Genomic DNA, 14929 nt, shown 5'->3' with positions numbered 1-14929 from the left:
TACGTGACGCTGGCGCGCCCCCCGTCTAATCCGGAACGTCCGATATTCGACGTCGACGCAATGTCATTGCCCGGATCGCCACGTGCAAGGGTCGGGGTTCACGCGCCATTCCCGGATGAACCCACGTCCCGTCAATTGCATCGCGGATGACGCCCTCGACAGGTTGCTCAAAACGGGGGGATGGAGATGGCGCGTCGCAAGTGATGAGACCGCCATCCCGCGACCGTCGATCGTGTCGAACATGAAACGTAGCGGCCGCCCAATCAATGCGGCGGCCGCGGATGCGACGTCGCCTACTTCTTGACCACCGGAACGGTGAGCGAACTGACGAGCGCCGTCACCGGTGCCAGCAGACCGCCCCCTGTCACGGCACCTCCCCCTTGCGCGGAATTGCCGTTCAGCGAGACAGCCAGTGCCGGGACGACGCCGGCCACCGAGCCGACGGCCGAACCGACAGAATGCACCGCCGTGTTGACGATCGTCGCGCCGCCGGAGACAAGTGTGCCGACTGCATTGGTCGCACCTCCGACTGCACCGGCTGCCGTGCCGCCGTTGAGTGCGACACTCAGTGCTGGCAACGTGCCTGCGATCGCGCCGGTCGTACCGGTTACGGTGTTCGCCAGCGTGCCCGCGAGGCCGGTCGTCACCGTCGCGAGGGATCCGGCTGCACCGCTTGCGCCGTTGATGACGCCGGTTCCGGAACCGATGATGCCGCCGACGCCGCTCGTTGCAGGTCCGATCAGCGACGTGACGGCCGATGCGATCGGCGTGATCGCCGCCGTGCCGCTGCCGGCGATTCCGGTTACCGCGCCGGACGCCGCACCGATTGCACCGTTGGCGGCACCGATCGGCAGCGATCCGCCGAGGGTGCCGACGATGCTGGTGATCGGCGTAATCAGCGCGCCGCCATTGCCCGCGATACCGGTGACGGCGTTGACGACTCCGGTGCCGGTGTTGGCCACCGTGCCCACGACGCCACCCAGGCCGCCGATCGCACCACCGCTGCCGCCAACACCACCCAATGCGCCGGTCAACGTGCCGACTGCACCGGTTGCCGTGTTGGCCACCGTGCCGACGACGCCGTCCAGGCCGCCCGTTGCGCCACCAGTCCCGCCGATGCCACCCAGTGCACCCGTCAATGTGCCGACTGCACCGGTTGCCGTGTTGGCTACCGTGCCGACGACGCCGCCCAGGCCACCCGTTGCACCACCAGTACCGCCGATGCCACCCAGTGCACCGGTCAATGTGCCGACTGCACCGGTTGCCGTGTTAGCTACCGTGCCAACGACGCCTCCCAGACCACCCGTCGCGCCACCAGCCCCGCCGATGCCACCCAGTGCGCCGGTCAACGTGCCGACTGCACCGGTTGCCGTGTTGGCTACCGTGCCGACGACGCCGCCCAGGCCACCCGTTGCACCACCGGTCCCGCCGATGCCACCCAAGGTGCCCGTGACGGTACCGATCGCGCCGGTCGCCGTATTGGCTACCGTGCCAACGACGCCGCCCAGACCACCCGTCGCGCCACCAGCCCCGCCGATGCCATCCAGTGCACCCGTCAATGTGCCGACTGCACCGGTTGCCGTGTTCGCTACCGTGCCAACGACGCCACCCAGGCCACCCGTTGCGCCGCCAGTCCCGCCGATGCCACCCAGTGCGCCGGTCAACGTGCCGACCACACCGCCGAGGCCACCAGTCGAACCACCACTGCCACCCACGCCACCCAGCGCACCGGTGACTGTGCCAACCGCACCAGTTGCTGCGTTGGCTACCGTGCCAACGACACCGCCCAGACCACCCGTTGCGCCGCCAGTCCCGCCGATGCCACCCAAGGCTCCCGTCACCGTGCCGACCACACCGCCGAGACCACCTGTCGGATCGCTACCGCCAACACCACCCAGTGCACCCGTCAATGTGCCGACTGCACCAGTTGCCGCGTTGGCTACCGTGCCAACCACGCCGCCCAGGCCGCCCGTCGCACCACCAGTCCCGCCGATGCCACCCAAGGCCCCCGTCACCGTGCCGACCACACCGCCAAGCCCACCAGTCGAACCACCACTTCCACCCACGCCACCCAAGGCTCCCGTTACGGTACCAATCGCCCCGGTTGCCGTGTTGGCTACTGTGCCAACGACACCACCCAGGCCGCCCGTTGCGCCACCACTCCCGCCGATGCCGCCCAAGGCGCCAGTCACCGTACCGACCACACCGCCGAGGCCACCAGTCGGATCGCTGCCGCCAACACCACCCAGTGCACCCGTCAACGCGCCGACTGCACCGGTCGCCGTATTGGCTACCGTGCCAACGACACCGCCCAGGCCACCCGTTGCGCCACCGGCCCCGCCGATGCCACCCAAGGCTCCCGTCACCGTGCCAACCACGCCGCCGAGACCACCGGTCGATCCACCGCTGCCACCCACGCCACCCAGCGCGCCAGTGACCGTGCCAACCGCACCGGTTGCCGCGTTGGCTACCGTGCCAACGACACCACCCAGGCCGCCTGTCGCGCCACCCGCCCCGCCGATGCCGCCCAAGGCTCCCGTCACCGTGCCAACCACGCCACCGAGGCCACCAGTCGGATCGCCACTGCCGCCAACGCCACCCAAGGCCCCCGTTACGGTACCGATCGCGCCGGTTGCCGTGTTGGCTACCGTGCCAACGACACCGCCCAGGCCGCCCGTTGCGCCACCAGTCCCGCCAATACCGCCCAACGCGCCAGTCACCGTCCCAACCACACCGCCAAGACCACCAGTCGGATCACTGCCACCCGCACCTCCCAGCGCGCCAGTGACCGTGCCAACCGCACCGGTCGCCGTATTGGCTACCGTGCCAACGACACCGCCCAGGCCACCCGTTGCGCCACCCGCCCCGCCGATGCCACCCAAGGCTCCCGTCACCGTACCAACCACATCGCCGAGGCCACCGGTCGAACCACCGCTGCCACCCACGCCCCCCAGCGCGCCAGTGACCGTGCCAACCGCACCGGTTGCCGCGTTGGCTACCGTGCCAACGACGCCGCCCAGGCCACCCGTCGCACCACCAGTTCCGCCAATGCCACCCAAGGCTCCCGTCACCGTGCCAACCACGCCACCGAGGCCACCAGTCGAACCACCACTGCCACCCACGCCACCCAGTGCACCAGTGACCGTGCCAACCGCACCAGTTGCCGCGTTGGCTACCGTGCCAACGACACCGCCCAGGCCACCCGTTGCGCCACCAGTCCCGCCAATACCGCCCAACGCGCCGGTCACCGTGCCAACCACGCCACCGAGGCCACCAGTCGGATCGCCGCTGCCACCCACGCCACCCAGTGCACCAGTGACCGTGCCAACCGCACCAGTTGCCGCGTTGGCTACCGTGCCAACGACACCGCCCAGGCCACCCGTCGCACCACCAGTTCCGCCAATGCCACCCAAGGCTCCCGTCACCGTGCCAACCACGCCACCGAGGCCACCAGTCGATCCACCACTGCCACCCACACCACCCAGCGCGCCAGTGACCGTACCAACCGCACCAGTTGCCGCGTTGGCTACCGTGCCAACGACACCGCCCAAGCCCCCCGTCGCACCACCAGTCCCGCCAATACCGCCCAACGCGCCAGTCACCGTACCAACCACACCACCAAGACCACCAGTCGATCCACCACTGCCACCCACGCCTCCCAGCGCACCGGTGACCCCACCGAGCACACCCCCGATGCCGCCTGTGGCGCCACCGCCACCGCCTCCACCAATCCCGCCGAGTGCCCCCGTCACGGAGCCGGCCACGCCCGCGACCGGCTCGAGCAATCCGTTACCGAGACCGATGGCCACACTCCCCGCCCCCGACCCTGCCGTCCCGATCGCGATACCGCCGGCACTCGTCGGGCTGCCAACCGAGACGATCGCGTTCCCCCATCCCGCCACGGTGCCGACGAGCCCCCCGGGCACCGGCGATCCGCCTCCGATGATCACGCCATCGGCATTACCCAGGCTTCCCGGCACGGACGTCACGACCACCGCCTCGGACGCGCTGGCGGCCACGCTGAACAAAGCCGCGACCGACAAGGCGATACCTGTCAATTTCACGTTCATTTTCGTTTTCATGAAGACCCTCATTTCGGTTGGACAACCGCGGAACAGCTCGAACGATGACGCCTGGATCCTGCCGCCACGAAGGGGGCGCGAATCGTTTGCGGATCGCCCGATACGACACGTGTTGAAACGGGTTTAGACAGGCCGGTGCGGCGGGATGTCAAACATCGCGCCATACGTTTCACGCCGATTGATTTGCATCACGAAACTTCTGTCATGCGAATCGAACAACCAACCATCGAACCATCGATCAACCATCGGCCGCTCACGACAACGACATCGCGAGCGGCCGCCCCCTTAAAACTTCCACAGCAGATTGCCGTACAGCGCGTGGTCGCTGAAGCTTCCACCGATCTGGCCGCTATACGACAACCCCAGCGACAGGTTCTTCGTGACGGCCGCATCGACACCGACCTCGAGCACCGCGGCATCTCGCGCGACCGGCACGCCGACCACGCTGAACGGTGAACCGCCGCTCGCGAACGCCAGCGTCGAACCCGGCTGCGTATTGCCGAACGCATGCCGCCAGCCGACGGTCCCGAACGCGGTGACCTTGCCCTTCGTCGTGACCGCGACATCGGTCGAGGCCCGCACGCCGAGCGTCGAGAAGCCGAGGCCGGTCGTGCTGGAATCGCCCTGCAGTGCAGCCGCGCCACCGTTCTCCTTGAAGCCGTCGGTATGCAGGCTCGCATACGCGAGTCCGACGAACGGTTCGAGTGCGACGTTGCGGATGGCCGTCGAGTACCCGATCTCGGTGAACACCTGCGTCGCGTTCGCGTCGTAGCTGGCGGTGTCGTGGTCGGAGAAGCCACCGAACGACGGATTGCGCTCGCTGTGCACGCGGTACCACGACTGCGCCAGGCCGCCACGCACGTTCCACGCGTCGTATCGACCGCTGGCGTACAACGCGATCGTCTCGCCGTTCACCTTCGCCGACTGGTTCTGGTCGGCATTGAGCAGGGTGCGCGATGCGCCGCCCGCGATACCGACGCGCCAGTGGCTGCTGACCTCCGCATCCGTACCGACGACGAAGCCATACAGGTTGCGGTCGACCGACGCGACGCCGTCGCCGTCGAACCGGCTATGCGAGCCGTACAGCCGGCCCCACACCGCCGGCTTGAACGACTTGGCCGGCGTACAGCCGTTCTCCGACGCCAGGCGCCGGTCGAGCGACGCCGCGTGATCGTCCGCCGACACCGGCGCCTCGCAGCCGCACAACGCGCCACCAGGCTGCGAGCCGAGACGCGCGCGATCGAGCACCGCGTCGCGCACGTAGCGGCTGTCGGACAGCAGCACGCTTCTCGTGCTCGGATGCAGATCGCCGGCAAGCTGCGCGAACGCACGGTTCGCGGTCGGGGCATCCGACGTCAGCACGGTATCGAACAGCGGATTGCCAGCGCCGAGCGTGCCGACCGCGCCCGCCACCGCTTGCCCGTCGGGCGTCGTCGCAACCGACGCGAACGGCGTGCCGTTCGGTGCCAGCGACATCAGCACCTGCGCCGGGTTGTACGTGAGCGTCGGCGTGAGGAACGCATACGTCGAGTTCACCGCGCTGAATTGCCCCTGCACGCCCGCGCCGGCGTTCACGATCGTGTACAGCTTGCCCGGCTGGTATTGCCCGGTCGCCGCGACGACCTGCACCGTCCCGCCGTTAAGCGCGGCCGAGCCGGTCACGTCGAGGCCGCCGCTTTGTTGCGGCGTCGCGCCGACCTGCAGCGTCGAGCCCGGCTGGAACGTCGCATTGCCCGCCACCTTCAGCGGCTGCCCGAGCTGGAGCACCGAAGCGGTGCCGCCGCCCGACACGACGAGGCCGCCGATCGTGCCGGTCCCGGTGACGGTCGCACCGTTGCCGACGGTCACCGGCGAGTTGGCCAGCGAACCGGTGACGGCGAGCGTGCCGCCGGCCACGGTCGTCGGCCCGGACAGCGTGTTCGTGCCGCTCAGCAGCTGCGCGCCCGTGCCGGCCAGCGTCAGCGGCCCGGTGCCCGACAGCGTGCCGGCGAAGGTGCTGGTGCCCGCGGTGTTGACCGTCAGCGGCGTATTGCCGAGGTTCACGTTCGAGCCCGTCGTGCCCGACAGCGTGCCGATCGACTGCGGCGCGGCCGAGCCCGCCAGGTTCAGCGTCGCGCCGCTGCCCGCGAGGATCATCGGGCTGGTCGGCGCGAGGCTGCCTGCGCCGGTGAGCGCCAGCGTGCTGCCGCTGCCGATCGTCGTGTTGCCCGTGTACGTGTTGGCGCCGGTCAGCGTCTGCGTGCCGCCGCCCTGCACCGCGAAGCTGCCGGTGCCCGCGATCGTGCCGCCGAACGAACCGCCCGTCGGGCCGGCCACGGTCAGCGTGTTGCCGCCGAGGTTCACCGTCGAACCCGCCGCACCCGACAACGCGCTGGCCGTCTGCGGCGCCGTCGCCCCGCCGACATCGAGCGTCGCGCCGGTACCGGCGAGCGTCACCGCACTGCCGGCCGACAGGCTGCCGGCGCCGCCGACCGCGAGCGTGCTGCCGCTGCCGATCGTCGTGTTGCCGGCGTACGTGTTCGCGCCGGTGAGCGTCGTGGTCGACGGGCCGTTCACCGTCAGGTTGCCGGCGCCGGAGATCGGGCCGCTCAAGCCGAGGTTGTTCGCGCCGCCGACCGTGAGCGTCGAACCCGTGCCGAGGTTCACCGCGTTGCCGAGCGTCGTGCCGGCCACGCTGGTGGCAAGCGTGCCGCCGTTGCCGCCGACGCTCAGCGTGCCGCTGCCGAGTGCCGTCGGCGTGCCGGCGACCAGCGTGCCGCCGCCCGTGACGCTGGTGCCGCCGGTGTAGGTGTTGGCACCCGACAGCGTCGTCGTCGCCGGGCCGGTGACCGACAGATTGCCGTTGCCGGATATCGCGCCGGTCAGGCCGAGGCTGTTCGGGCCGCTCACAGTCAGCGTGGAACCCGTCCCGAGGTTCACCGCATTGGCCAGCGTCGTGCCCGGCGTGCCGGCTGCCAGCGTGCCGCCTGCGCCGCCGGTGTTCAGCGCGCCGGTGCCGAGCGCCGTGTTGCTGCCCGCGACCAGCGTGCCGCCACCGGTCAAGTTCGTGCCGCCCGAATACGTGTTCGAACCGGTCAGCGTCTCGGTGCCCGTGCCGCCCAGCGTCAGGCTGCCGCCCGTGCCGGCGATCGTGCCGCCGTACGTGCCGCTGCCCGAACCGCCGAGCGTCAGGTTGTTGCCGCCGAGATTCACCGTCGAACCGGCCACGCCCGACAGCCCGGTCGTCGTTTGCGGCGTCGTCGCGCCGCTGACGTCGAAGGTTGCGCCCGCACCGGCCAGGTTCAGCGGACTGTTGCCGGAGAGGCTGCCGCCCGCGCCGATTGCCAGCGTGCCGCTGTTGATCGTCGTCGCGCCGGTGTACGTGTTCGCGCCGGTCAGCGTTTCAGTACCCGTGCCCGACAGCGTCAACCCGCCCGTGCCGCCGACCGTCCCGCCGAACGTGCCGCTGCCCGCACCGCCAAGCGTCAGCGTGTTGCCACCGAGGCTCACCGTCGAGCCCGATACGCCGGACAGTGCGCCCGTCGCCTGCGGTGTCGTCGCGGCGCTCAGGTCGAGCGTCGCACCGCTGCCGGCCAGATCGACCGCGCTGCCTGACGACAGGTTGCCGCCCGCGCCGACCGCCAGCGTGCTGCCGTTGCCGATCGTCGTGTTGCCCGTGTACGAGCCGGTGCCGCTGAGGGTCGTCGTCGACGGACCGCTCACCGCCAGATTGCCGCTGCCCGAGATCGTGCCGCCGAGGCCCAGGTTGTTCGCGCCGCCGACCGTCAGCGTTGAGCCCGAACCCAGGTTGATCGCGTTGGTCAGCGTCGTGCCGGCCGTGTTCGTGCCGAGCGTGCCGCCTGCGCCGCTCGTGTTCAGCGCCCCCGTGCCGAGCGCCGACCCATTGCCCGCGAGCAGCGTGCCGCCGCCGCTCAGGTTCGTGCCACCCGTGTACGTATTCGCGCCGGTCAGCGTTTCGGTGCCCGTGCCCGCCAGCGTCAGGCTGCCGCCCGTCCCGGCGATCGTGCCGCCGTACGTGCCGCTACCGGAACCGCCGAGCGTCAGCGCGTTGCCGCCGAGGTTCACCGTCGAACCCGCTACGCCCGCCAACGCGCCCGTCGACTGCGGCGACGTGGCCGCGCTCAGATCGAGCGTCGCGCCTGCACCCGCCAGATCGACCGCGCTGCCCGACGACAGGTTGCCGCCCGCGCCCACCGCAAGCGTGCTGCCGTTGCCGATCGTCGTGCCGCCCGTGTACGAGCTCGCGCCGGTGAGCGTCGTCGTCGACGGGCCAGTCACGGCGAGATTGCCGCTGCCCGAGATCGCGCCGCCAAGGCCCAGATTGTTCGCACCACCAACCGTCAGCGTCGACCCCGCACCGAGATTCACCGCGTTGCCGAGCATCGTGCCGGCCACGCTGGTGCCGAGCGTGCCGCCCGCGCCGCTCGTGTTCAGCGCGCCCGTGCCGAGCGCCGATCCATTACCCGCGATCAGCGTGCCGCCGCCCGTCAGGCTCGTGCCGCCCGTGTACGTGTTCGTCCCGTTGAGCGTCTCGGTGCCCGTCCCGCCCAGCGTCAGGCTGCCGCCTGCACCGGCGATCGTGCCGTCGTACGTGCCGCTGCCCGAACCGCCCAGCGTCAGGTTGTTGGCACCGAGGTTCACCGTCGAACCCGTCACGCCCGACAACGTGCCAGTCGTTTGCGGCGTGGTCGCGCCGCTCAGGTCGAAGGTTGCGCCCGCACCCGTCAGGCTCACCGGCGTCGTCCCCGACAGGCTGCCGCCCGCACCGATCGCCAGCGTGCCGCTGTTGATCGTGGTGGCGCCCGTATAGGCGTTCGCGCCGGTCAGCGTTTCGGTGCCGGTGCCGTTCATCGTCACGCCGCCCGTGCCGGCGATGTTGCCCGCGTAGGTGCCGCTGCCCGTGCCGCCGAGCGTCAGGTTGTTGTTCCCGAGGTTCACCGTCGAGCCGGCCACGCCCGAGATCGCGCCCGTCGATTGCGGCGACGACGCGCCGCTCAGGTCGAGCGTCGCGCCGGACGCCGTCAGGCTGACCGGGCTGCTCGACGACAGGCTGCCATTGCCGCTGATCGCGAGCGTGCCGCTGTTGATCGTCGTCGCGCCGGTGTACGTATTGGTGCCCGTCAGCGTTTCGGTGCCGGTGCCCGACAGCGTCAACCCGCCCGACCCGCCGATCACGCCGCCGTACGTGCCGCTGCCCGATCCGCCCAGTGTGAGCGTATTGCCGCCGAGATTCACGTTCGTGCCCGTGCCGCCGGACAGCGCGCCGCTCGTCTGCGGCGACGTGGCCGCGCTCAGGTCGAGCGTCGCGCCGGTACCCGACAGGTCGATCGCGCTGCCCGACGACAGGTTGCCGCCCGCGCCGACCGCCAACGTGCTGCCACCGCCGATCGTCGTGCTGCCGGTGTAGGTGTTCGCGCCCGACAGCGTCGTCGTCGACGGACCATTCACCGCGAGGTTGCCGCTACCGCTGATCGCGCCGCCGAGGCCCAGGTTGTTCGCACCGCCGACCGTCAGCGTCGACCCGCTGCCGAGGTTCACCGCGTTGCCCAGTGTCGTGCCGGGCGTGCTCGCGGACAGCGCGCCGCCTGCGCCGCTCGTGCTCAACGCGCCCGTGCCGAGCGCCGAGCCGCTGCCCGCGATCAGCGTGCCGCCGCCGCTCAGGGTCGTGCCGCCCGTGTACGTGTTGTTGCCGGTCAGCGTTTCGGTTCCCGTGCCCGACAACGTGAGGCTGCCGCCTGCGCCGGCGATCGTGCCACTGTACGTGCCGTTGCCCGTGCCGCCGAGCGTCAGGTTGTTGCCGCCGAGGTTCACCGTCGAACCGGCGACGCCCGACAGCGTGCCGGTCGTCTGCGGCGTGGTCGCGCCGCTGACGTCGAAGGTCGCACCGGCCCCGGCCAGGTTCACCGGGCTGCTCGCGGACAGGCTGCCGCCCGCGCCGATCGCCAGCGTGCCGCTGTTGATCGTCGTCGCGCCGGTGTACGTGTTGGTGCCCGTCAACGTTTCCGTGCCGGTACCCGACAGCGTCAGGCCGCCCGTGCCGCCGACCGTTCCGCCGAAGGTGCCGTTGCCCGAACCGCCGAGCGTCAGCGTATTGCCGCCCAGGTTCACCGTCGAGCCCGATACGCCCGACAGCGTGCCCGTCGTCTGCGGCGTCGTGGCCGCGCTGACGTCGAGCGTCGCACCCGTGCCCGACAGGTTGACCGCACTGCCCGCCGACAGGTTGCCGCCCGCGCCGACCGCCAACGTGCTGCCGTTGCCGATCGTCGTGTTGCCCGTGTACGAGCTCGTGCCGGTGAGCGTTGTCGTTGCCGGGCCGGTCACCGCGAGGTTGCCGCTGCCCGAGATCGCGCCGCCCAGGCCAAGATTGTTCGCACCGCCAACCGTCAGCGTCGAACCCGTGCCGAGATTGACCGCGTTGGTGATCGTCGTGCCGGCCACGCTGGTGCCGAGCGTGCCGCCCGCGCCGCTCGTGTTCAATGCGCCTATGCCGAGCGCCGCGCTGCTGCCCGCGAGCAACGTGCCGCCGCCGGTCAGGTTCGTGCCGCCCGAATACGTGTTGTTGCCCGTCAGCGTTTCGGTGCCGCTGCCCGACAGCGTCAGGCTCCCGCCCGCACCGGCGATCGTGCCGCCGTAGGTGCCGTTGCCCGTGCCGCCCAGCGTCAGGTTGTTGCCGCCGAGGTTCACCGTCGAACCGGCCACGCCCGACAGCGTGCCGGTCGTCTGCGGTGTCGTTGCACCGCTCACGTCGAACGTGGCGCCCGCACCGGCCAGATTGACCGGGCTGCTCGCCGACAGGCTGCCGCCCGCACCGATTGCCAGCGTGCCGCTGTTGATCGTCGTCGCGCCCGTGTACGTATTGACACCCGTCAGCGTTTCGGTGCCCGAACCGGACATCGTCAGCCCGCCGGTACCGCCGATCGTGCCGGCATAGTTGCCGTTGCCGGAACCGGCGAGCGTCAACGTATTGCCGCCGAGATTGACGTTCGTGCCGGAGACGCCCGACAGCATCCCGCTCGTCTGCGGCGAAGTCGCCGCGCTCAGGTCCAGCGTCGCGCCCGAGCCGGAGAGGTTGAGCGCGCTGCCCGCGGACAGGCTACCGCCCGCGCCCACTGCCAGCGTGCTGCCGCCGCCGATCGTCGTATTGCCCGTGTACGTGTTCGAACCCGTCAGCGTCGTCGTCGACGGGCCGCTCACCGACAGGCCGCCGCTGCCGGAAATCGCGCCGCCCAGGCCAAGATCGTTGGCACCGCCAACCGTCAGCGTCGAACCCGCGCCGAGATTCACCGTGTTGCCCAGCGTCGTGCCCGCAGCGTTCGTGCCGAGCGAGCCGCCCGCGCCCGTGACGTTCAGCGCGCCGGAACCCAGTGCGCTGCCGTTGCCGGCAATGAGCCCGCCGCCGCTCAGCGTCGTGCCGCCGCCGTACGTGTTCGTGCCGGTGAGCGTCGTCGTGCCCGAGCCGGTTTGCGCGAGGCTGCCGTTGCCGGCAATCGTGCCGCTCAGGCCGAGATCGTTCGCGCCGTTCAGCCCGAGCGTCGCGCCCGCGCCGAGATTCACCGCATTGCCGAGCGTCGTGCCGCTCACGCTGGCGTTCAGCGTGCCGTTGCCGCTCACGTTCAGTGCGCCGGTGCCGAGCGCCGTATTGCTGCCCACGCTCAGCCCGCCGCTGTTCAGCGTCGTGCCGCCGCTGTAGGTGTTCGAGCCGCCGAGCGTGGTCGTGCCCGTGCCCGACTGCACCACGCCGCCCGTGCCGGAAATGATGCCGTTCAGGCCGAAGTCGTTGAGGCCGCCGAGGTTCAGTGTCGAACCTCCGCCCAGGTCGAACCCGTTGGCGAGCAGGATGTTGGCCGTGCTCGCGTTGAGCGCGCCGCCGGTGCCGGTCACGTGGACCGTGCCCGTGCCGAGCGCCGTGCTGCTGCCCAGGGACAAACCGCCACCGCTCAGTGTCGTGCCGCCCGTATAGGTGTTGGCGCCCGTGAGCGTCGTCGTCCCGCTGCCGGTCTGCGCGAGACTGCCGCCGCCCGAGATGACCCCGCCGAGGCTCAGGTCGGCCGCGCCGTTCAGGCCCAGCGTCGCGCCTGCGCCGAGATTCACCGCATTGCCAAGCACGGTGCCGGCGACGTTCGCCGCCAGCGAGCCGCCCGCACCGGCGAGGTTCAGCGCACCGGTGCCGAGCGCCGCGTTGCTGCCCGCGATCAGCGTGCCGCCGCCGGTCAGGTTCGTACCGCCGGAATAGGTGTTGTTGCCTGTCAGCGTCTCCGCACCCGTACCGCCCAGCGTCAGGCTGCCGCCTGCGCCGGCGATCGTGCCGCCGTACGTCGCGTTGCCCGCGCCGCCGAGCGTCAGCCCATTGCCGCCCAGGTTCACCGTCGAACCGGCCACGCCCGACAGCGCGCCCGTCACCTGCGGCAACGTCGCGCCGCTCACGTCGAACGTCGCGCCCGCGCCGGCCAGATTCACCGCGCCGCCTGCCGACAGGCTGCCGCCCGCGCCGATCGCCAGCGTGCCGCTGTTGATCGTCGTCGCGCCCGTGTACGTATTGACACCCGTCAGCGTCTCGGTGCCGGTGCCGGACAGCGCCAGCCCGCCCGTGCCGCCGATCGTGCCGCCGAAGGTGTTGTTGCCCGCGCCGCCCAGCGTCAACGTGTTGCCGCCGAGGTTCACCGCCGAGCCCGCTGCCCCTGCCAGGCCGCCCGTCGTCTGCGGCGACGTGGCCGCGCTCAGGTCGAGCGTCGCGCCCGCGCCGGCCAAGTCGAACAGACTGGCCGCCGACAGATTGCCGCCCGCACCCACCGCGAGCGTGCTGCCATTGCCGATCGTCGTGCTGCCGGTGTACGAGCCGAGCCCCGTGAGCGTCGTCGTCGCCGGGCCGTTCACCGACAGGTTGCCGCCACCGGAGATCGCGCCGCCCAGCCCAAGATTGTTCGGACCGCCAACGGTCAGCGTCGAACCCGTGCCGAGATTCACCGCGTTGCCGAGCACGGTGCCGCCGACGCTCGTGCCGAGCGTGCCGCCCGCGCCCGCGACGTTCAGCGCCCCCGTGCCGAGGGCCGCGCCGTTGCCGGCGATCAGCCCGCCGCCGCTCAGCGTCGTGCCGCCCGAGAACGTATTGGCACCGAGCAGCGTCGTCGTTCCGCTGCCGGTTTGCGCGATCCCGCCGTTGCCGGAGATCACGCCGCCCAGGCTCAGATCGGCCGAGCCGTTCAGGCCGAGCGTCGCGCCCGCGCCGAGATCCACTGCATTGCCGAGCAGGGTGCCGGCGACGTTCGTCGCCAGCGTGCCGCCCGCGCCCGTCACGTTCAGCGCACCCGTCCCCAGCGCCGCGCCGTTGCCCGCGATGAGCCCGCCGGCGCTCAGCGTCGTGCCGCCCGAGAACGTGTTCGTGCCGGTGAGCGTCGTCGTGCCCGTGCCGGTTTGCGCCAGGCTGCCGTTCCCCGCGATCGTGCCGCCCAGGCCCAGGTCGGTCGCGCCGTTCAGCCCCAGCGTGACGCCGGTGCCGAGATTGACTGCGTTGCCGAGCGTCACGCCCGGCACGCTCGCGCCGAGCGACGCCGAGCCGTTGACGTCGAGGGCGCCGAGGCCGAGCGCCGTGGCACTTCCGACGACCAGACTGCCGCCGGTCAGCGCCGTACCGCCCGTGAACGTGTTGTTGCCCGTCAGCGCCTGCGAGCCGGTTCCCGACAGCGTCAGCCCGCCCGCCCCGCCGATGTTGCCGGCGAAGACGCCGCTGCCGCTGCCGGCCAGCGTCAGGTGGTTCGCCCCGAGATCGATCGCCGAACCCGCGACGCCCGACAGCGTGCCGATCGACTGCGGCGTGGTCGCACCGGCCACGCTGAAGTGCGCGCCCGCGCCGGTCAGGTTGACCGGGCTCGACGCGTCAAGGCTGCCGCCCGCGCCGATTGCCAGCGTGCCGCTGCCGATCGTGGTGCCGCCGGTGAACGTCTCGGCCGCGGTCAGCGTCGTCGTGCCCGGGCCGCTGACATTGAGGCCGCCGGTGCCCGAGATGATCCCGCCCAGCCCGAGATCGTTCGCGCCGCCCACCGTCAGCGCGGCGCCCGCACCGAGCTGGATTGCATTGCCGAGCACCGTGCCGCCGACCGTCGTGCCGAGCGAGCCGCCCGCACCCGTCACGTTCAGCGCGCCCGTCCCCAGCGCGCCGGCATTGCCGGCGAGGAGCCCGCCGCCGCTCAGCGTCGTGCCGCCCGAGAACGTATTGGCACCGAGCAGCGTTGTCGTTCCGCTGCCGGTTTGCGCGATCCCGCCGTTGCCGGAGATCACGCCGCTCAAGCCGAGATCGTTCGCACCACTCAGCGCCAACGTCGCGCCCGCGCCGAGGTTCACCGCGTTGCCCAATGCCGTGCCGTTCACGCTCGCGCCGAGCGCGCCGCCCGCGCCCGTGACATTCAGCGCACCGGTGCCGAGCGCCGCGTTGTTGCCGGCGAGCAGCGTGCCGGCGCTCAGGGTCGTGCCGCCGCCGAAGGTGTTCGCACCGGACAGCGTGGTCGTTCCGGTGCCGCTCAGCACGAGTCCGCCGGTACCGTTGATCGCGCCGTTCAGGCCGAGGTCGTGCGCGCCGTTCAGCGTCAGCGACGCGCCGTTCAGGTTGATCGTGTTCGCGAGTGCCGCGCCGGCGGCCAGGTCCGCGCTCAGCGAGCCGCCGAGGCCACTCACGTTCAACGCGCCCCCGATGCCGAGCGCCGAGTTGCCTTCGACGATCAGGCTGCCGCCGCCCGTCAGGCTCGCGCCGCCGGTGAACGTGTTCGCGCCGGACAGCGTCGTCGCGCCGGTGCCGCCGAGCGCCAGGCCGCCCGCGCCGGCGATCGTGCCGCCCAGGCCGAGATCGGCCGAGC

Annotated in this window: 2 protein-coding genes; both read right to left on the bottom strand. The window is 71.3% G+C overall.

What is annotated here, in order from left to right:
• Nucleotides 1-293 precede the first annotated feature (293 nt).
• Nucleotides 294-4082 carry a hypothetical protein gene (locus F3J15_RS38170; RefSeq protein WP_166895972.1) on the bottom strand — a complete coding sequence of 1263 codons (3789 nt, stop codon included), beginning with the start codon at nt 4080-4082 and terminating at the stop codon, nt 294-296.
• A gap of 285 nt (nt 4083-4367) precedes the next feature.
• Nucleotides 4368-14929: autotransporter-associated beta strand repeat-containing protein (locus tag F3J15_RS30905; RefSeq protein ID WP_166895970.1), on the bottom strand; the 10562-nt coding region annotated here is incomplete at its 5' end.

The sequence above is a fragment of the Burkholderia sp. Ap-955 genome (assembly GCF_011753045.1).
GTDB classification, from domain to species: domain Bacteria; phylum Pseudomonadota; class Gammaproteobacteria; order Burkholderiales; family Burkholderiaceae; genus Burkholderia; species Burkholderia lata_D.
Note: the sequence above shows the minus strand (reverse complement) of the source record. Positions and strands in the feature narration are given on the sequence as shown.